The 21,372-nt window shown below is 38.7% G+C and carries 20 protein-coding genes; 10 read left to right on the top strand and 10 right to left on the bottom strand.

Annotated features, from left to right (window positions below; all coding sequences use genetic code 11):
• Positions 1-164: 164 nt before the first annotated feature.
• A complete protein-coding gene (locus OM074_RS05145; RefSeq protein ID WP_301198222.1) occupies positions 165-2,585 on the top strand; it encodes an alpha-ketoacid dehydrogenase subunit alpha/beta in 2,421 nt (806 codons plus the stop codon).
• A 302-nt stretch (positions 2,586-2,887) separates the two neighbouring features.
• Here the strand turns inward: OM074_RS05145 and OM074_RS05150 are convergent, their stop codons facing one another.
• The 9 genes from OM074_RS05150 to OM074_RS05190 all read right to left on the bottom strand — a co-directional run bounded on the left by OM074_RS05150 (position 2,888) and on the right by OM074_RS05190 (position 11,324).
• Positions 2,888-3,913 (bottom strand): potassium channel family protein, encoded by a 1,026-nt coding sequence (locus OM074_RS05150; RefSeq protein ID WP_301198223.1) that lies wholly within the window; start codon positions 3,911-3,913, stop codon positions 2,888-2,890.
• A gap of 251 nt (positions 3,914-4,164) precedes the next feature.
• On the bottom strand, positions 4,165-4,539 hold the full coding sequence (speD, locus tag OM074_RS05155; RefSeq protein WP_301198224.1) for an S-adenosylmethionine decarboxylase: 375 nt from the start codon (positions 4,537-4,539) through the stop codon (positions 4,165-4,167).
• 24 nt (positions 4,540-4,563) lie between these two features.
• Positions 4,564-6,117 carry a polyamine aminopropyltransferase gene (locus OM074_RS05160; RefSeq protein WP_301198225.1) on the bottom strand — a complete coding sequence of 518 codons (1,554 nt, stop codon included), beginning with the start codon at positions 6,115-6,117 and terminating at the stop codon, positions 4,564-4,566.
• A 166-nt stretch (positions 6,118-6,283) separates the two neighbouring features.
• Complete coding sequence (locus tag OM074_RS05165; RefSeq protein WP_301198226.1) at positions 6,284-7,159, bottom strand: DUF350 domain-containing protein; 876 nt, start codon at positions 7,157-7,159, stop codon at positions 6,284-6,286.
• Between the two features lie 24 nt (positions 7,160-7,183).
• On the bottom strand, positions 7,184-7,999 hold the full coding sequence (locus OM074_RS05170; protein ID WP_301198227.1) for a hypothetical protein: 816 nt from the start codon (positions 7,997-7,999) through the stop codon (positions 7,184-7,186).
• A 20-nt stretch (positions 8,000-8,019) separates the two neighbouring features.
• Positions 8,020-8,559 carry a DUF4178 domain-containing protein gene (locus OM074_RS05175; protein ID WP_301198228.1) on the bottom strand — a complete coding sequence of 180 codons (540 nt, stop codon included), beginning with the start codon at positions 8,557-8,559 and terminating at the stop codon, positions 8,020-8,022.
• A 12-nt stretch (positions 8,560-8,571) separates the two neighbouring features.
• Positions 8,572-9,273: a PspA/IM30 family protein gene (locus OM074_RS05180; RefSeq protein WP_301198229.1), complete on the bottom strand. Its 702-nt coding sequence runs from the start codon at positions 9,271-9,273 to the stop codon at positions 8,572-8,574.
• Positions 9,274-9,285: 12 nt separating this feature from the next.
• A complete protein-coding gene (locus tag OM074_RS05185; RefSeq protein ID WP_301198230.1) occupies positions 9,286-9,681 on the bottom strand; it encodes a YbjN domain-containing protein in 396 nt (131 codons plus the stop codon).
• A 203-nt stretch (positions 9,682-9,884) separates the two neighbouring features.
• Entirely contained in the window at positions 9,885-11,324 is a 1,440-nt protein-coding gene (locus OM074_RS05190; RefSeq protein ID WP_301198231.1) for a sodium:solute symporter, read from the bottom strand.
• A gap of 469 nt (positions 11,325-11,793) precedes the next feature.
• On the opposite strand from OM074_RS05190, the gene OM074_RS05195 reads away from it, so the two are divergent.
• The 8 genes from OM074_RS05195 (at position 11,794) to OM074_RS05230 (ending at position 19,970) form a co-directional block, all read left to right on the top strand.
• A complete protein-coding gene (locus OM074_RS05195) occupies positions 11,794-12,423 on the top strand; it encodes a DUF6266 family protein (RefSeq protein WP_301198232.1) in 630 nt (209 codons plus the stop codon).
• A gap of 343 nt (positions 12,424-12,766) precedes the next feature.
• Complete coding sequence (gene recR / locus OM074_RS05200) at positions 12,767-13,393, top strand: recombination mediator RecR (protein ID WP_301198233.1); 627 nt, start codon at positions 12,767-12,769, stop codon at positions 13,391-13,393.
• Between the two features lie 27 nt (positions 13,394-13,420).
• Positions 13,421-13,906, top strand: a complete 486-nt coding sequence (locus OM074_RS05205; protein ID WP_301198234.1) for a hypothetical protein — start codon at positions 13,421-13,423, stop codon at positions 13,904-13,906.
• 47 nt (positions 13,907-13,953) lie between these two features.
• Positions 13,954-14,382 carry a BT0820 family HAD-type phosphatase gene (locus OM074_RS05210; RefSeq protein WP_301198235.1) on the top strand — a complete coding sequence of 143 codons (429 nt, stop codon included), beginning with the start codon at positions 13,954-13,956 and terminating at the stop codon, positions 14,380-14,382.
• Between the two features lie 61 nt (positions 14,383-14,443).
• Positions 14,444-15,574, top strand: coding sequence for a glycosyltransferase family 2 protein (locus OM074_RS05215; RefSeq protein WP_301198236.1), 1,131 nt, complete (start codon positions 14,444-14,446; stop codon positions 15,572-15,574).
• A 233-nt stretch (positions 15,575-15,807) separates the two neighbouring features.
• The gene (locus OM074_RS05220; protein WP_301198237.1) at positions 15,808-17,397 is read left to right on the top strand and encodes a tetratricopeptide repeat protein; all 1,590 of its coding nucleotides are present in this window, start codon (positions 15,808-15,810) and stop codon (positions 17,395-17,397) included.
• 148 nt (positions 17,398-17,545) lie between these two features.
• Positions 17,546-19,450 (top strand): tetratricopeptide repeat protein, encoded by a 1,905-nt coding sequence (locus OM074_RS05225; RefSeq protein ID WP_301198238.1) that lies wholly within the window; start codon positions 17,546-17,548, stop codon positions 19,448-19,450.
• A 4-nt stretch (positions 19,451-19,454) separates the two neighbouring features.
• A complete protein-coding gene (locus OM074_RS05230) occupies positions 19,455-19,970 on the top strand; it encodes a GNAT family N-acetyltransferase (RefSeq protein WP_301198239.1) in 516 nt (171 codons plus the stop codon).
• A 60-nt stretch (positions 19,971-20,030) separates the two neighbouring features.
• Here OM074_RS05230 and OM074_RS05235 read toward each other — a convergent pair whose 3' ends face one another.
• Complete coding sequence (locus OM074_RS05235; RefSeq protein WP_301198240.1) at positions 20,031-20,492, bottom strand: type I restriction enzyme HsdR N-terminal domain-containing protein; 462 nt, start codon at positions 20,490-20,492, stop codon at positions 20,031-20,033.
• Between the two features lie 82 nt (positions 20,493-20,574).
• Between OM074_RS05235 and OM074_RS05240 the strand changes: the two genes are divergently transcribed.
• Positions 20,575-21,351, top strand: a complete 777-nt coding sequence (locus OM074_RS05240; protein ID WP_301198241.1) for an AMP nucleosidase — start codon at positions 20,575-20,577, stop codon at positions 21,349-21,351.
• The last annotated feature ends 21 nt before the right edge of the window (positions 21,352-21,372 follow it).

Here is a 21,372-nt window from a genome sequence, read left to right on the forward strand (position 1 = left end):
TTTTCTTACTTATTAAACAATGTAGCCACAAATATGTTTCAAGTGTGAGAATTGATACAATACCAATATCCCAATGATATAAATTTTATAGTGAAATTGGTATAACTTTGTAGTTTTGCAAAGTAATATAGTCTTTTATCTATTATCTAAAAGTCAGCAACAGGATGATCTCAGGTACCGGAATCAGTTTTGATGAATTTAAAAAAGAAGTCCTTCGCGATTATCGCATTGGGCAGGTAAGCCGTAATTTAAGTTTAATAGGCCGTAAGGAGGTTTTAGGAGGAAAAGCAAAGTTTGGCATCTTTGGCGATGGAAAAGAAGTAGCCCAATTAGCCATGGCAAAGCAGTTTAAAGAAGGAGATTGGCGCTCGGGATATTACCGCGACCAGACTTTTATGCTAGCCTCAGGGATGCTTACCCCGCAACAGTTCTTTGCATCATTATATGGTGAAACCAATACTGATTTAAACCCTGATAACGGGGGGCGGTCTTTTAACAATCATTTTGGAACCCGGACCATTACTGAAACAGGAGAATGGAAAGACATTGCAAACATCAAGTGTACCTCTGCAGATATTTCCCCAACGGCAGGTCAGATGCCACGTTTAGTGGGGTTAGCCTATGCCTCAAGGTTATACCGGAACAATCCGGCCCTTTCAGACAAAACAAAGTTTAGCAATAAAGGTAACGAAGTAGCTTTTGGTACCATTGGAGATGCCAGCACTTCTGAAGGCCACTTTTTCGAAACGATTAATGCTGCAGCGGTACATCAAATACCCATGGTAGTTTCGGTTTGGGATGATGGATACGGAATTTCTGTCCCCAAGAAAATCCAAACCGTAAAAGAAAGCATTTCAAATGCCTTAAAAGGTTTTGAAAAGGGGGCAAAAGAAAAAACCGGAATTGAAATCTACAAACTAAAAGGATGGGATTATGCCGGGATTTGCCAGGCATATGAAGAAGGTGTAAAAAAATCCCGTAAGGAGCACGTGCCTGTATTATTTCATATCGAAGAACTTACCCAGCCCATTGGCCACTCTACCTCCGGATCTCACGAGCGATACAAATCTGAGGAACGCCTGCAATGGGAAAAAGAGTTTGACTGCCTGAAAAAAATGAGGGAGTGGATTATTGAACGTAACCTGGCCAATGATGGCGAACTCAACGCAATTGAACAGGAAGCACTTGTGGAAGCCCGAATGGCACAAAAAACAGCCTGGGAACAATTTAATGCCCCCTTAAAAACAGAGAGAGACTCCCTGATTAAACTGATAGAACAAAAAACCTGTATCTGCGCGGGCAGCAATAACAATAAAATCAACGATCTTATAAATGATCTTAAATCGGCATACACCCTGAACAGGAAAGAAATTCTTTCAACAGCCAGAAAGATCCTTCGACATATCTGCAGCTCATGTGCAAAACCCGACAGTTTAAAATCCGTGCTTCAAAAATGGATTGCAGAGTACAGGGAAGTGACCCATGTTATGTATAACGACCGTCTGTATGCCGAAGATGAATATGCAATCACAAAAATACCGGTAATACCACCTCACTATCCTGCAAATGTTGAAAAAGTTCCCGGAAGGGAAATACTAAGAGATAACTTTGACCAGTTATTTGAAAAGATTCCGGAACTGGTCAGCTTTGGAGAAGATACCGGCGTATTGGGAGGTGTAAACCAATCGATGGAAGGCCTGCAACAAAAGCATGGCATTCATCGGATATGGGACGAAGGGATCAGGGAAGCAACCATCATTGGCACCGGGTTAGGACTGGCACTAAGGGGATTGCGCCCCATTGCCGAAATACAGTATTTCGACTACCTTTTATACGGCCTGCAAACCTTAAGTGATGATGTGGCCACGCTCAGATACAGAACAAAAGGAGGGCAAAAAGCTCCGCTGATAGTAAGAACCCGGGGACACCGTTTAGAAGGCATCTGGCATTCCGGATCCCCCACAAGCATGGTCATCAATTCCATCAGGGGCATGCACGTTTGCGTTCCTCGCGACATGACCAGGGCTGCCGGAATGTACAATACACTGCTAAGAGCAGACGACCCGGCATTGGTTATAGAACCGCTCAACGGATACCGCATCAGGGAACCTCGTCCTGAAAACATTGGAGAGTTTAACATTCCTCTGGGCATACCTGAAGTACTGCATGTTGGACACGACGTTACCCTGGTAACCTATGGATCATGTGTTAGGATTGCCCAGGAAGCCGTTACTCAATTAAATGATATAGGTGTTTCTGTTGAATTGATTGATATACAAACCTTGCTTCCGTTTGACTTATATGGTGTGATACTTGAATCCGTAAAAAAAACAAGCAGGATTGTTTTCTTTGATGAAGATGTTCCGGGGGGAACAACGGCTTATATGATGCAGCAAGTAATAGAAAAGCAAGGAGGATATAAACATTTGGATTCTACCCCTCGAACGGTAACTGCCAAAGACCACAGACCGGCCTTTGGAACCGATGGAGACTATTTTTCAAACCCCAATGCAGAGGATGTTTACGAAACCATCTATGATTTGATGAGCGAATCAAATCCGGAGAGGTTTCCAGAGATATATTGATTTAACAGATCGTTTGATTATAACTACTTATACAAACAGTGTATCCTGTTTTAGTAAAACTGACACCGTGGCATTTTAAGTTGATATTGCTTGTTTCCTCCAACATACACTCAACCACAGAGTCTCGGAGAGCACAAAGAAACACAGAGCTTCATATTTCTCTGTGATTCTTTGTGCCCTTGGTGCCTTTGTGGTAAAGGTTTTTCACACGTTTTACTTATTATTCATAGATATATTATTGTTTATTTGAACTTTTGAGAAAATCCCAAAACCACAGGATACAACTTTCTACAACAGTCTTTTCAATACCCTTCCTTCACTCCAAAAGTCTTTTCAAGTTTAACCTTATCGTTGCCCCTTGAAATTACAATAATATAATCTCCTTGGTTTAGAGACTGGTTGTCGTCCGGATCTTTCACTAGCTTACCTTTTATTACCAGCCCTATCAAAATCACATTTAAGTCCTTTTTTAAACTAACAAAAGCATCTATGTAATTCATCCCCATATATGGATTATCCTGTGTAATTTTATATTGCTGAATATCCTGATCGTTTTCTACCACACTGGTCGAGATCAGGTCTGAGGTATATTCAGCCACATGCGGCTCAAACAAATAACTCGCCACCATACGCGAAGCCACTTCATGACGGGCCACAACATGCGACACCCCGGTATTTTCAAGTGTTTCCTTTAAATCGGGATTGGTACAATTGATTATGATATTTAAATCAGGGTATTCCTTTTTAATGTTCAACACAAAAACAAGCGTATCCGTGTCTTCCATAAAATTTACAAAAACAGCCTTACTTTTACGGATATTTACTTTTTCATATGCCAGCATATTTTTAAAATCTGCAAACAAAGCAAAACTATTATCGCTTTCATACAAATCATTAAAAAGCTCCAGGTCATTTTTTGAATTGGTAACCAATGCAATTTTGTGCCCTGCATAATAAATTTGATTGGCCACCTGACGGGCAAACTCGCTCCAGCCAATTATAACGTAATGATCCTCGAAGTCGGTTCCAAAAAATCCTTGTTTCTTTTTTTCCATATATGTGTTGATTCTGTATGTTATTTCACCAATAAGAAAGCCAAGTATCCCCAGACTCCCCAAAATAATAAATAAACCCAGTATTTTACCACCTAAGGTTACCGGAAAGTAATCGCCATACCCAACTGTTGTTAATGTCACCACGCTATACCACACCGCATCTGTCAACGATTTAATATTAGCATTGGGATCTGATTTCTCCAATATGGATATGATGTAAATCAGCAGAATATATACTACAACTCCGGCAGCAAACAGTTTTCTATTTTTCATCTATTAAAATATTTAGCCTGATACAAATCCGATAACAGATTAGTTTGTACTAGCAAGAAAACTCGTTTTTTTTTCCAACCCACACCCTCCAACTCCCCCGAATACAAGTTCGGAACAGGCTCTAATGGGAGTGACTCAACCCACAGTGCGCGAGAGGCTTCCCCTTCAGGGGACGAGGGGTGAGCGATGGGGTTAACTATAAAACAGGAGTTTTCTTGCAGAGACGATGTCATATATTATAAAATCAATAGCTATAAAGAATATTCCGGATTACCACGAGGTTTGGTAACCTTAATTTCATCATCCCAATTTAGGTTATAATCCATTTTTTCGCAAAGTGATTTAAAGATATTTGTCTTAGATTGGTTACAACTCGACAATTCAATATAAGTTACATTGCTTTCTGTAAATGTATGGATAGCAAGATGCGATTCGGCTAAAAGCCAGAAAGCAGTGTATCCATTCACCGGGAAACGATGGGCGTTATAATCCAGGATTGTAAACCCCGATTGTTTTAATGTATTTTCAAAAACAGCACGCAATTCACCTTCATCCACAAGCTGGATCCATCCTTTCAGGTTCACTATCTCCGGTTCTAGTTTTATGTATTCTAATTTGTCCTTCATTTACTTTTTTCTGCCAGGTTATTTCTAATACAAATCCCAATTACCCTTTAAATAATACTTATACAAAACAGGGTCATGAAGCTTATTGACTTTTACGGAGTCTCTTTGACCCGGATAGATTTCTTTGCCAAAGGATGTAATCAATTGCATTGCTTCATTAGTAATCCATTGCGTCTGTATATCCGTAAAATGCAAATCTTGCAATACTTCCTTCAACGGATAGCCTTCCGGTTGCTTCACCCCAAGACTCCACCCCCATTCTCCCAGGGTAATCACATGATTATGCAGGGGTACCACCTCAAAACCTGCACTTCGCATGGTACCCACAATACACTTAAATGCTTTGGTAGCAAAATACGGGCTGCCTGCCTGAGTTACAATAACACCTCCGGGACGGAGATGCCGGTACGCTATCTTATAAAACTCTTCCGAATAAAGCCTGTTAAGCTCTATGTTCCTTGGATCGGGCAAGTCAACAATAATAACATCATAAAAATCCTTGTTTTCACTTATATAAGTAAAACCATCCCTGTTTAAAACCGCCACCCTTGAATCTGATAACGAGTTATGGTTCAAGCGGGTTAACAAAGGATATTCTTTCCCCAATCTTGTCATGGCAGGATCCAGGTCCACAAGGGTAATATTCTCAGCTGCCTTATATTTTAAAATCTCGCGGACAGCACAACCGTCGCCCCCACCTAAAACCAGAACATCCTTAGGATGCGGATGTAAACTCATGGCAGGATGTACTAAAGGTTCATGATACATCATTTCATCCATAGTACACAATTGTTGGTTCCCATTCAGATAAAGCCAAAAATCATCTTTCCATTGGGTAACAACAATCCGCTGGTATTTTGTTTGCTCGGCATAAATAACCTTATCCTTGTATTTCTGCTGTTCTCCGTAAACAATAATCGGTTCGGCCATAAACACGCCACATACCAAAACTACAACAATCCCAGCTATAGCCGCATTAAATGGGATTTTATATGCCGGTGAAATAAAATTCTTTAATGAAAAATAGACAACAACGGCAACACTAAAATTTATAATCCCCAAAACAAATGGAGTATAGTTTAATCCCAAAAACGGAATCCCAATAAAGGCAAAGAATACTCCCCCCAACAAACTACCATAATAATCATTTTCCAGCACCTTGGAAATATTAACCCTTAAATCTTCATACTGATCATTGATCCGGGTAACCAAAGGAATTTCCATGCCTATCAACAAGCCAATCAAGATGCTGCAGGCATAAATAATAACCGCCAGCGATGCAGTATAGGCTGAGGCTGTATATACAACCAAAGGAACAAAGGACACCACCAAAGAAAGAATGAACTCAAGTATCAGAAATTTCTCTGTAAGGTGAGATATAAACGATTTACTGATGCGACTCCCCAACCCCATAGAGAACATCATGGTAGAAACAATTAATGCCCACTGGATAGTTGAATCTCCCAAAAAATGTGTAGCCAGGGTCGACAATAGATATTCTGCAACAATTCCACTAAAACCTGTAGCAAAAATAGCAGCCATCAATATGGCAGAATACTTGTTCTTAATTTTAAACATTAACAAGAAAAGATGAAAAAACAAAAGGCACTACTGTCAACCTGTGCCTTTTATTATGAATATTATTATCAATTTACAATGATCAAATTACAATGATCAATGACCAATGACCAATATTAACTAATGACTAATGTCCATTGACTATTGACCATTGACTAATGACCATCTACAAACACCAGGTAATCAATACAGATCCCCCAACATAAGCAAATGCCTCAATAACCGCAGCTCCTACATTAGGATGCTCCTGGTTCACTATCTCATCAGTTAGCCGTTGTCCCGGAAGCAAAATTTTATCAGTTAAAAAACGCATCACCGGCAACAATGCCAAGCCAAGTACCAGTTCAAAACCAGCTTCGGTAAATGTTGGCCCCCATCCTTCAAAATCACCGGCTATGCCAAAACGGATCAGGTTTGCAATAGCAATCAAGGCACCTGCAAAACCAACTCCCACAGCTACATTGTCCTTTTCTATATGGTCGTGAACATCATACGGTGTTATCAACTGGTAAACCCATGCCCCAATAATCATTGCCAACTGGCCAAAAGCCCAGAATACTACAGCTGTTAAAAACCCATGAGCCCATCCGCCCATATCTGTTTCTCCGGTTACTGCACCAAAAATAATCAAACCCGAAGCCACAGAAACCGCTCCTTCAATAATTCCGGTTCCTGAGTTTCTATCTGTGATAATTTCCTTTTTAACAGAAAACTTTCGCAAAATGATTTTATCATTCAGCCAGATCGAAAGGTTCAACAATATAATAGCTAAGGCTCCGTATGCCATAATATCAACCAGATCATTTACCAAGCCTCTTGTAGGACCAACAATAGCACTCCCTATGGCCAGTAACAATCCAATAAAATAACCGGTATGAGCAAAAGCAAATGCCACATTATCCTTTTCAACCAACTCTTCCTTTACACTAAAGCTCTTGTTTACTAATTGATAAACCACTTTTCCCAGGAAGAAAATCACAAATCCTGCGGAAATATAGGCTATCGCATCATATAATATGATTGAAATATCTGATAAATTCATATTTTTTAAATTATAGGGATTATACTATTTACCAAAACCTCCGCTACGCGAACGCGATGATGAACTACTATAGCGAGATGAGCTCCTGGACTTTTGCGAATAACTTGACCCCGAAGAATAACTCCTTGACTTGGTAGTTGTAGCAGATCGGGAAACCTGGCTTCTTACCTGGCTTTTGAAAGAAGATGGCTTGGATGCCCACGTTGTGTTTTTGCCAGTTCGTGACGAGGTATAAGAACGGGTTCCGTACATATTTGAACCGGAAGGCCCGTAATACGCCCTTCGTCCATAATAACCTCCATAATAATCATCCCAATATGATCGGCGAACCGGGTATGTCATCATATTAAACATCGACGACATAAAGGCATATCTTCCGTAAAACTCCCAAAAAGAACCACCATCTCTTTGTACCCAATGCCCATATTTTTCATTGCCAACATAGTGGTTATAACCAGCAGGACTAGCTACTTTGGATAGCTTACCATTCTTTTTTGAGGCAATTTCCATACCCATATTATTTACATTACTGGCAAAAAAGCTATCGCTCACTTTTTCCCAATCAGTATCTTTTGCCACAACTGTATCTGGTTTCTCTACAATTACCTGGTATTGGTGATAATAACCATTACTCCTGGAATCCATATCCAAAAGAATTATAGAAAAATTAGGTTCATTGGCCAATGATCTGATCAACTTATCAACCGGAGATTTTTCCCAGCTGCCCGACACCACAGGCTGCTGGCTATAATCCCTGTTCGACTTCCTGTTACTACAGGTTTTTAGAATAAAAAAACCAATAATAACAGCAATTATAATCTTTGCGAGTTTATTATCCATTTGTTTTGCTGTTTGTTTTATTATGACGAAGGTAATATATTGGAAATTTCAAATTCCTTAATCTTTTTACCTACAGAAGCTTCAAATTCTTTTTCATCCCACTGTTCAATGCAAAGGATATTCACCCCATCCTCATCTTCAAAGTCCCACGAGCGGAACTCTTCCCATGTTTCCCCCTTGGCAATATCATGAAAATAACCAGGAGCTTCATTCTCCAGATAATAGGCAATTCCTTTATATGTTATTTTTTTTGGCGGTTTCTGTTGATGATGCAATGTTTCTGTAAGACTATCATCCAAAGCCCTTACTTTAACCTTTTGGGATATGGAAAGTTCCAATTCATCATCTTCTGCCAAAGAAAGAAACTGATTCGTTTTTCCATCAGTAATTTTAAATTCCCGGGTAAAATAGTTATCACCCCAATCGTACTCATAGATAGCCTTTACTTCCCAGGTGGCAAGGTCGTAATCAAAAACAAAACCAACATCCAGGTCTTTAACCTGAATGTTGGTGCTATCATAATGAGGTTCTCTTTTTTTAAAAATATCAAAGATACCCATGTATTAACAATGTTATTGCTGTTTAAGCTTAGCCTTTAACTCTTCCAACGAGTTAGAAGCCTTAACGTTTTTATCCGACAGAACATCGTCAATTTCCTCATCGATACTCCTGTTTTCCATTGAAATTTCGCCATAAGCCTCACTCATCGCTTCTTGCTGGGCTACTTTCTCTTTCATTTTTTCCAGCATAGAAACCGTACCAGAACTATCAATACCGCTTAACTGCTTATTAATTTTTTGTGTTGCACTACTTACCCTGGCCCTTGCCTTTAGGGTGCGCAATTCATTTTCATAGCTTGTAATAGTGCTTTTTAGTTTCTTAATATTTTTATCCAGCTGTGAGATATTGGTATCAAAGCGATTTACTTCTTCCTGCGCCCTTGAAGCAGCTTCCACGGCTTCTTCTTTACGAGACAAGGCTTCTGTTGCCAACCGGTCTGCTTCTGCAACTTCTAATTCGCCCTTTTCGGCTTTTTGAAGTAAAAGAATAGCCTTTTGCTCATAATTTTTGGCCATTTCCTTATTGGTATTCAAATCTTTCCTGCTCCGGATAGCCATCGCTTTTACCTCTGCAAGTGCCTGAAGGCTCTTATCCAGATCCTGTTTTAGATCACGGATACCTTGCTCGGTCATTTTGATAGGATCTTCTAACTTATCAACAATAGCATGTGCCTCTGCCTGTCCTACTCTGAAAATTCTTTTAAAAATACTCATGTGTTTACTTTTTTAGGCTTTTGAAAACTCTATTAATTCCTCTGAATACTCTGACAATAACAACTTCAATGAGTTCAATGTTCCTTCCAACTCATTTAAATCCAGATTTTCCAGTTGCAAAGTATCTCTAAAAATCACTCTGTTTCCTGTTTCATCAAGCGTAAATGCCCCATGAACTATTTCCCGGTTTTTTTTAAGAAGTGATTTATAGATTTCCTCTGAACCAGAGCTCATTTCAAAAAGAAGTCCTTCTATTATTACAATACTGTCTTCACAATCTATAACAATATTGCTGATCCCGTCTTCTTCTTTTTCAATAACTACTAATTCTTCATTTACATCCTCTGATACAATCCTGTATTCAAGGTCTAATAGGTAATTTTTTACCTTGTTAAAATATTCGCTCATAGCAAATCAAATAATTGAAAAGGTTTATAAATAATATGAAATCAAATTCCACAAACTCAGTATCCCAATAAAACTTATTAAAAGTGTCACCTTAAAGAATACATGTATTTAACATTTGTGTTCAAATTGAAAAAACAAGCAGTACACAATAATATGAAATTTATGGTTATTTTACAATATCCCAAACGCTAGTTTTTTGTTAATTATTGTTTACGACGTACAATTAGTAATCCTAAAAACATAAAGCACCCGTTCATAATCAGCTTTTCATAACCCAGGGCAAAACCAAACCAGCGCAATGCATTATAATCCAAAACTCCCGTAATTACAGGTGCTACAATTGCTAAAACCGGAATCCAGTTATCTTTAACCTCAATTTTGGTAAACAGGCCAAAGGCATACATACCCAACAAAGGGCCGTAGGTGTACCCGGCCAATATAAATATAGTGCTGATAATGCTGTCTGCTTTAAACACCCTGAATAGAATAATCACCAACATCAGTAGCACTGAAAATGAAAGATGCACCAGCATCCTTTTTCTTTTGGAGAGTTCCTCACCATGTTTTGTTCCTAATATATCTACCGAAAACGAGGTGGTTAAGGAGGTCAGGGCGGAATCTGCACTACTGTAGGCAGCAGCTACCAGGCCTATTATAAAAAACACCCCTACTATTGCGGGTAATGATCCGCTGTTTACAATAACCGGGAACAAATCATCTGAACGTTCGGGCAATGCGATTCCCTGCTGATGCGCAAAAGTATAAAGCAATACTCCTAATGAAAGGAAAAGTATGTTTGTTGGAATAAAGGCAAATCCATACCATTTCATGTTTTTTTGTGCGTCCTTTAAGTTTTTACACGAAAGGTTTTTCTGCATCATATCCTGATCCAGCCCGGTCATAACAATGGTAATAAACGCCCCGGTAACAAACTGCTTAAAAAAGTTTTGCTTCGAATGCCAGTCGTCAAAAACAAAAACACGACTCAGCTCACTGCTATTAATCAGGTCTACAACTCCCGGCATATCAAGTTGCATAGATTTAGCAATATAAACTATGGTAATAACAACAGAGGTAAGCATAAACAGGGTTTGAAGCATATCTGTCCATATAATGGTTTTAATCCCACCCCTGAAAGTATAAATCCAAATTAAGGCTATGGTTATAAAAACGGTAATAGCAAACGGAATCCCCAATGCGTTAAACAAACTAATTTGAAGCACGTTGGCCATTAAATACAGTCGTGCCGAAGCGCCAATTGTTCTTGATACCAAAAAAAGCCATGCCCCGGTTTTATAACCAAAAAAACCAAAGCGTTTTTCGAGGTAGGTATATATCGATGTCAGGTTCAACCTGTAATACACGGGAAGCAACACATGTGCTATAACCAGGTAACCAATAAAATACCCCCCTACCATTTGAAGATAGGAAAACTGGGTTGCCTTTACCCAGCCCGGTACGGAGATAAATGTTACACCCGACAAACTGGCTCCGATCATACCGATGGAAACAATATACCAGGGCGACTGCCTGTTTCCTAAAAAAAAGTTTTTGTTATCTGATTTTTTCCCGGTAACATATGAAATTATCATTAAAACGATAAAATACAGTGCCACAAGCAATCCGGTATATTGTGGTTTCATACGCTTATTCCATTATTAGTTTCAACAAATATAAAAAACTTATCCAGAATCGGGCATTTGTTGAATTTGAAGACAGCTAAGCCTGGCCAATACAACAAAAGAGAGCCGCTAAAGGCAAAAATGTATAAAAAAGCACATTCACTCATTACCTTTTTATACCTTACTTCACACCTTATAGGTGACTGCAATAAACCAAACTCGCAATTACATCACAAATACTACACTATTTCTTCACTATTCCTTCACTACTGCTTCACTGATTTGAGTTTTATTGTGGAGAAATAGTGAAGAACATCTGAAGCATGTATGTATTAATTGCACACTTGATATATAGCAGTCCCCTATCAGGTGCATTGCAGATTAGTACAAGCATGGTGTTTTATTAAATCCGACCTTTTGAACAACTATAGATAAGTTTCGGCATCATTATTTCAAAAAGCTAAAACATATTAACCAAAAATCTCACGTTATGGCTATTTTATCAAAAGGAATATTAGGACCCGGAAGCGGGAAAGTTGGTAACCTTGTAATGTTCTCACGGTATGGAGTTAATATCTTAAGGACTGTACCAAAAAGAAAACCAAAGAAAACACCAGGCAGATTAGCACAGAGGCAAAAAATGGGATTGGTTCACGAATTTCTTCGTCCTGCAAAAATAATTATTCACAAAACCTTTAAAAACGAGGTTCCTACCAGAAGTCCATATCAGGCTGCCCAGTCATATCATCTTAAACATGCCATTGCCGGGGAATACCCCAATCAATATATTGATATGCAAAAGGCACTGGTTTCGCATGGAGACATTCCGCTACCTGAAAATATCAGTTTTTCTGTTTCTGACGAAGGGATACACCTCAGCTGGGATCCTTATTTTGACAGTCCGAAAGCAGCCAATTCAGATTCTTTGGTATTTATGTGGAGATATAGGCAAAGTTATATGGTTGATCATATGCCTGTTGGTGTACGCAGAGCAACAGGGGAATTTTTATGGAATAAGTTTACAACCGACAACATTAGCGATTATACCATATGGATTGCTTTTAGAAATTGGAGAGAAACAGAATACAGCAACAGTTTTTGTTTACAGATTGCCCAATAAACTATGGCGCCAATTGAATGAAAGAAATAGTACTTGCAAGAAAACTCCAGAAATTTTTGTTAGCCCACCCACACCACTCAGCCTAAAGGGGAAGTTGCTTCCGCACAGTGCGTTGGAGTTTTCCCCTTTAGGGGAATCAAAGGGGTGAGCGTAGGAATCATGAATTTTCTTGCAGGAACTAAATAGTTATCTGCCTGTTGTTAGAAAACCATTAATTCAATATCCTATAATTTTTTGCATGCGGCAAACATAGGTTATAAAGATTTAAACTTCATTGCAACCTATCGGCTGCTCTGCCCAAAGAATTTTCTTACCTTTGGGCGGCAAAAAATTTTAAAGGGTTATGAACACCGATAGCTTTCCATCGCAAATACTTGAAAATGCAGTTAAGGAATTTTCCCAACTCCCTGGGGTAGGCAGAAAAAGTGCATTGAGACTCGTGCTATTCTTGCTTAAGCAGGAAAAAAATGATGTTTTGCGATTTTCGGATGCATTAAAAAAACTTTGCGAAGAAATAGTTTACTGCAAAGTATGTTACAACCTTTCAGATACCGAAGTGTGCGACATCTGCTCCAGCACAAAAAGGGATCATTCCACCGTTTGCGTAGTTGAAAACATTAAAGATGTAATGGCCATTGAAAACACACAACAGTTTTTTGGTGTTTACCATGTGCTGGGAGGCATCATATCACCTATGGATGGCATTGGCCCTGATGATTTGACCATAAAACCCCTTGAAGACAGGGTAAATTCCGGAGAAATAAAGGAACTGATTTTTGCACTTCCCACAACAATGGAAGGGGACACAACAAATTTTTATTTATTCCGTAAGTTTAATAATCATGATATTAAAATAACAACCCTGGCCCGAGGCGTATCAATTGGCGACGAGCTTGAATATACCGATGAAGTTACCTTGGGGAGATCATTGATCAATCGCACCCCTTTTGAGTCGAGCATGAAATTATAAAATACATAGTAAACACAAATCATAAATTTGACAAATAGAAAGATGCAAGCTGACATAAAAAAACAATTTAAAACTTTAAACATCTTATATGCCGCTATTCTGGTATCCATATCACTGGCTGCACTATTTACGGTATTTTTTGTTTTCAGATCAGGACACCTGCCCATATTCGATGCAGAACACCAGGCATTAATAAAAACCGTTGTAATTATTTCCCTATTGGTTGGCATTCCGGTAAGCCACATATTTTTTTACAAAAAAATAAAACACATCAATCCCGACATACAAGTAGTAAACAAACTTAGGTTTTACCAAACCGCATTTATTGTTAGGGTAGCCATGCTCGAGGCCATTGGTCTTATAGCCTTAATTGGATATTTAGTAACTGCCGATAAATCATTTTTATATATGTTTGCCGTAGTTTTTATACTATTCATGATTCATGCCCCAACCAAAAATAAATTGTGCAGTGATTTAAATTTAAGCGAACAGGAAGAAGAGTTACTTTTTTAAATTATTACCATACAACACAAGAAATTTAAAAACGATTCGTTATTACAATGATTATAGCTGTTGATTTTGACGGAACTATTGTTGAGCACAAATATCCTGCTATCGGGAAGGAAAAGATTTTTGCTTTTGATACATTAAAAGCAATGCAGAAAGAAGGGCATCTGCTTATATTATGGACCTACAGGTCGGGAAAAGAGCTGGATGCTGCCGTTGAATATTGCCGAAAGAAAGGAATTGAATTTTATGCTGTCAACAAAAGCTATCCGGAAGAAAAGTTTGACGAAGCCACTGCCAGCCGTAAAATAAATGCCGACATGTTTATTGACGACAGGAACATTGGCGGTTTTTATGGGTGGGGCGAAATATGGCAAGAGCTAAAATTAGGAGGTGATGAAGAAAGTGCCAGAATGAGACAACGGATGGAAAATACTTCCGGGAATCTTCTGACCAAACTCCTCAGATTCTTATTGGGTTAACACCACGCTTTCACTTTTGCATTAATAGATAATGAAGGCATGGTACGTTTGTAAAAAGTAAATGGAATTGGATTTATCTGTAGTTATTGTAAGTTATAATGCTGTTGATTTTTTAAGGATTTGTTTGCACTCAGTCTTTGCTGCGTGCCACAACCTAAAGGCAGAAGTTTTTGTTGTTGACAATAACTCGGCAGATAATTCGGCAGAAATGGTAAGTCAGGAATTTCCCCAATGCCATCTTATTGCAAACAAACACAATCCCGGATTTTCAATTGCCAATAACCAGGCTATCCAGATAGCTCAGGGAAAATACATTTTAGTTTTAAACCCGGATACCATACTGGCCGAAGATACGCTTGAGAAAACACTCTCCTTTTTAAATAAAAATCAAAATATTGGTGGACTAGGAATCAGAATGATAGATGGAACAGGTCAGTTTTTGCCCGAATCCAAAAGAGGTCTCCCAACACCATGGGCTTCATTCTGCAAGATGTCGGGTCTCTCGTCCATCTTTCACAAAAGCAAAATATTTAACCAATACCATAAAGGATATATCGACTCAAACAGCAATGCCATAACAGAAGTGCTCTCCGGAGCCTTTATGTGCCTGAAAAAAGCAGCATTAGAAAAGACAGGATTGTTTGACGAAGATTTTTTTATGTATGGTGAAGATATTGATTTATCCTACCGCCTGATTAAGGCAGGGTATGATAACTTTTATTTTGCAGAATCGTCCATAATCCATTTTAAAGGAGAAAGCACCAACAAGGACAAAATATACAGAGACCGCTTTTACAAAGCCATGGTTCAGTTTGCACAAAAGCATTTTAGCAAAAGCTATGGGTTTGTATTCAGCCTGCTGATCAACACGGGCATCAATATAATCAAATTTTCATCTGCCGTTCACCGGGACAAACCAACTCCCCGGGCAGGCATTTTAAACTATTATTCCATTGACTCCCCCATTAATATTGAAAACAACATAAAAACCACACCAATAACCGAAGAGGGTTTGGCTGATGTAACAAATGGAATCATCGTTTTCCCCATTCAGAAAATCACCTATAAAAAGATGATCCGGATCATGACTAAATACGGCCCGAAATTCAGATACCGTTTTTGGTTAGATGAAAAGAAAACACTTATGGGCAGCGACAAAAAATACCACAAAGGAGACGTTCAGCATTATTAATTGTTGATAAATAAAAACATTTGCATATTTTTATAGATATTTCAGAAAACGAAGATCTATAAAATAAAACGAACATATCCTGATTCTCACCTAAAAGGATAATTAAATTTATTTGAGAGAACCTGTCATGATTGAGTATTAAAAACACGGGATGACGAATAAAAAGCTTTTTACTTCAAAACGCCATTCATCAATCTTGATACATGAATCCGGATACTAATTTATTAGAGTATATGAAAAAGCAGTTAACGGTAACACTCCTCATACTTTTATTGTTCAATATTTCTTTCGGACAAGATAAAACCTATAAAAAGCAGATCACAAAAGCAAACCATTATATCAACATTGAAAACTACGCAAAAGCTGCTGAGATTTACGACGAACTCCTAAAGGAATACCCCACAGATTCGTTTGTGCTATTTAAGGCCGGCGAATGCTTTTTATTTTCAGAAGGAAGAATAAAACAAGCGGTAGAAATATTAGAGAAAGTAGTGAAACAATACCCCATTGAAAATAAAAACAGTATAGAAGCCATTGAATCCCGTTTTTACCTGGGGCAGGCATACCATCTGGATTACCAGTTTGAAAAAGCCTTAAAAACATATGAGCTGCTTAATAACCAGATACCTGCAAAAAAGAAAGATGCCATAAAAAAAATAGAACGGGAGGTTGGCTATTGTACCTCTGCCATTGAACTCATGAAAAATCCGGTACAGTTTAAAATTTCAAACCTTGGCCCACTGGTTAACACAGAGTTTGATGAACACAGTCCCATCATAAACCTTACAGAAGACCTGCTCATATTCACTTCAAACAGAGAAACAGAAGAGTCATTAAAGATGGCTTCGGGTATCAGTGATGAAAACGTTTACTTTTCATTGTGGCGCGAGGGCAGGTGGATAACCACCAGAGCACTTGATATTAACACCAAAGGAAACAACGCCAGCATCGGCATTTCTCCTGATGGTAAAACTTTGCTTTTTTATCAAAACGATGGTGCCATCGGCAATATTTACACCAGTACTCTAAAAAACGACAAATGGGGAGAACTGGAAAAATTACCAGCTCCCATCAACTCTATGGCAAACGAAACCCATGCCTCATTTTCACTGGATGGGAATACTATTTTCTTTAGCAGCGACCGCATAGGAGGGTTCGGAGGGAAAGACCTGTATAAATCTACCAAGCTTCCCAATGGAGAATGGGGAAAAGTTGTGAATCTGGGTTCCGGAATCAATACAGAACTGGACGAAGAGAGCCCTTATATACACCCCAACGGAAAAACTCTTTACTTTAGCTCAGAAAGCCATAATTCAATGGGAGGCTTTGACATCTTTTCTGCCAGCACAGACAGTTCAGGCGTTTGGGACAATGTAACCAACATTGGATACCCCATAAACACTCCATTTGACGACTTGTTTTTTGCACCAACCGTTAATGAGCAAAGAGTTTACTACGCTTCAAAACGTAATGACAGCTTTGGAGGATCCGACCTTTATTTATTAGAATTTCCCGACAACGCTCCCAACGCACTAACCGTTGTAGGAGGCTTTATATTTAACCAGGATGGAGACCCCGCTGCGGATGCCCATATCTCTATCATCAATAAAAAAACCGGCAACAAAGAAGGCGTATATCGCCCATCTCAGAGTAACGGTAAATATATTGTGATAATTCCTGCCGACACCGATTATCTAATGGAAATAAAAATGAAAGGCTACAAAACCATTTTGAAAGATTTCAATATCCCATCAGGAAATGCGTTTGCCAGAAAAGGTCATACTTTTTACCTTGATCCAATACTGCTTGAAAAGGATCAATAATACACTTTTAAACCAAAGCACATAAAAACAAATAACGGCACAACACAACTTAGATCAAATAACTATTATTGTTTATCAAAGATATTAAACCCATTATGTAATATTTTTGCATTTTTAATGCTTTATATCAAAAAACAAAAAACTTAAAATGAACCGTATTTCAGCCTCTATTCTCTTTGCGTTTTTTGCATTTGTTTTATGCGCACAAAACAACAACAATAGTAAAATGTACCATTCAGCAGTGCAACTTGCTGAGTCAAGGGATTACGTAAAAGCCATTGATCTATTCAAAAGAGTTGTTGACATTGAACCAGAAAACATTAACGCCCAATATAACATAGGACATTGTTACTTAAACCTTAACAATGGAGCAGATTCGGCATCTGTATATCTCAACAATGCGAAAAACCTGTTAAAAAAAGATGACTACAACACAGAATTAGGGCTTGACATCTTTATGGCACTGGCAAAATCATATCAACTACAATACCGTTTTCAGGATGCCATTGACACTTATACAAAAGTACAGGGTTTTATTTCCAAGGATCTTACAGAACTAAACGAGGCCATAAACCACCAGATTGAGGTTTGTAATAACGGAATTGTATTAATGAAAAACCCTGTTAAACTGGAAGTACAGAACCTGGGCGAGAACGTCAATTCTAAATATGACGATCACAGCCCTTTGGTTACAGCTGATGAGTCATTGCTGCTTTTTACTTCCAAAAGAATCTCTTCCTATTCTACCATTATGGACGACGGACAGTTTACAGAAAAAATATTTGCCAGTTCAAAAGACAAAGAATGGAAGAAAAGTGAAATTATTAAATCTATCGTCAAAAAAAACAGCCATGAATCGGGCGTTTGCTTATCGGCTGACGGTACAGAACTGTATATGCTAATCAGTAATATTGACGGACAGGATATTTACGTTAGTAATTTTGATGGAGAAACCTGGAGTGAACCCTTTAAATTACCCCAGGGAATTAACAGCCGGTTTAATGAAACCCACGCTTCTATCAATGCTGACAAATCAACCTTGTTTTTTACCAGCGACCGCAAGGGCGGATATGGGGGACTGGACATATACATGGTTCGCAAATTGCCCAATGGCGAATGGGGTACCCCAAAAAACTTAGGCAATACCATCAATACGCCATACGATGAAGAAACCCCGATGATACATTATGATGGTAAAACCCTGTATTTTAGTTCCGAAGGCCATAACTCCATGGGGAATTTTGATATTTTTTACAGTAAGATGAACAACGACAGCTCGTGGACAAAACCCGTTAACATGGGCTACCCAATCAATACTCCCGATGACGACTTTTTCTTTACCCCAACAGTAGCAGAAAACAAGGCATATATGGCTTCATCCCGTTTCGAAGATAATTACGGCGGATCAGACCTTTACCTGATTGAATACGAAGAACCTTTTGAAAACAGATTGGCAGTGATAAAAGGCCAGCTCAAAAACACGCCGGAAACAGCCTGGGACAATGTAAAAATCACTGTAAAAGAAAACGGCACTAACAATGTAATTGGAGAATACAAACCCCATCCTGAAACAGGTAAATATTTATTAATACTTGAAACCGAAAAATCATACGACATAGCATTCTCGGGGCAGGGTGTTGAAACAAAGAACATCACCTACAATGTTGAGGAAGATATGGCGTATCATAGAAACGCGCAACCCACTTTGTTGGAAGACTTGTATTTAAATGTAGATTCTCCTAAGGAGGATAACATTAACATTGCCGATAAAACTTCTCATCAAGCAACAGTTGTTGACCCGGAAAAACACCCTTATACAGTTCAGTTTGTTACACTAAAAGAGCTCCTGGTTGATTTGGATAGATTTTCGATTGACGTAAACCAGATTAAAGTATTTAAATGCAAAGACGGCAATTACCGATATGTATTTGGTGCATTTGAAAACTTTAGAGATGCCAAAAACGCCAAAAAAGAAGTTATTAAAGCCACTGGCTATGACGATCCGTTTGTGAGGTATTTCTGGCAGTTAAACAAAATGAAAACAGAGGAATAACAAGGTGGTGAACCAGGTAGCACTAAGAGCCATTGAGCCGGAAGACGTAGAGATCCTTTACCAATGGGAAAACAACATGGAGCTTTGGGTAGTTTCAGATACCCAGAAACCATTTTCGCGACATCAGCTTCAGCAATACATCAAGGGTATAAACCTTGATATATACCAGTCAAAAGAACTGAGGCTGATGATTGAAACAGAGGAAGAAAATCCGGTTACAATAGGAATAATTGACCTGTTTGATTTTGACCCCTTTCACAACAGGGCAGGGGTCGGAATCATAATTCACAAAGATTTTGAAGGGAAAGGCTTTGCATCAAAAGCACTCGATTTGTTTATTGATTATTGCTTTAACAACCTTGGCATCTTTCAGCTGTATTGCACCATCGCAACAAACAACACCAGAAGCATTAAATTATTTGAGAGTAAAGGCTTTATAAAAACAGGCATCCGGCAAAAGTGGCGTAAAATTGGGAAAGACTATATTGACGAAGCGTTTTACCAACTGATTAATGAATAAGCATATTGCACAATATATGCTTTTCTTCTAAACCCTTTTTAGGGATACAAAACCCCAATGTCAGTTATTCACCAGTTGCTTATATCCAGGGATCCCTTCCAGAAAATGATACTCCCTCCCGTCTTTGCTAAGCAAGGCACAATAATGGTTAATTCCATTGGTTACACATATAAGACTGGTTTTTAACCTGATATTGTATCGGGCAACCTGATCAAACACCTGATTGGTAATTTTTATATGGGGCGCTTTGCACTCAACCACCAAAACCGGCATCCTTTTTCTATTATAAGAAACAATATCTGCCCTTTGCGACAAGCCATTGACATCAACTTTTGATTCCACTGCCATTAGAGAGGCAGGATAACCCTTACTCTGAGTCAGATACATCAAGAAATTTTGACGCACCCATTCCTCCGGGGTAAGCACAACCATCTTTTTTCTGATGGGATCAAATATCATCCTTCGCCCATTTACCTGCTTAATCGTGAAATCAAAACGGGGCAGATTCAACTCCTGCATCATTTACTTTTTATGCAAATATAAATCAAAAACAACATTCTATCGCTATTTTATAAATCCCCCTAAAAAAACTATATTCGTAGTTATGAAAACTAAGCAAGATATTGTTAACAATTGGCTGCCCAGATATACAGGAAGGGCACTGAAAGACTTTACTTCACATGTATTATTAACCAACTTTCAGCACTATGTTGACCTGTTTGCCGAATGGCATAATGTACCCATCATAGGAGAAGATCACAACATGCCCAACGCAAGTGCCGATGGCATAACCATTATCAATTTTGGGATGGGTAGTCCAAACGCTGCCACTATAATGGATTTATTAAGTGCCATTCAACCCAGGGCCGTTTTGTTTTTGGGCAAGTGTGGCGGTTTAAAAAAGAAAAACCAGCTTGGCGACCTGATCATCCCCATTGCAGCCATCCGCAACGAAGGAACATCTGATGACTACCTTCCTGCTGAAGTTCCGGCACTTCCGGCATTTAGTCTGCAAAGAGCTGTTTCCACCACTATCAGGGACAATGCCCGTGATTATTGGACCGGAACGGTTTTTACCACAAACAAACGAGTTTGGGAATATGATGAACGTTTTAAAAAATATCTTGAAAAAACAAGGGCCATGGCCATCGACATGGAAACTGCCACCATATTTACAGTAGGATTTGCCAACGAAATACCAACAGGTGCCCTGCTATTGGTATCCGATCAACCTATGATTTCCAGCGGTATAAAAACTGATGCCAGCGATAAAAAAGTAACAAAGGAATATGTAGAGCAACACCTTCAAATTGGGATCGGCTCCCTAAAGGAAATTATTAATGGAGGGAAATCCGTGAAACACCTACTGTTTGATAATTAGCTATTAATTGTATTTTTGCAG

It is taken from the genome of Plebeiibacterium marinum, assembly GCF_026013615.1.
GTDB classification, from domain to species: domain Bacteria; phylum Bacteroidota; class Bacteroidia; order Bacteroidales; family Marinilabiliaceae; genus Saccharicrinis; species Saccharicrinis marinus_A.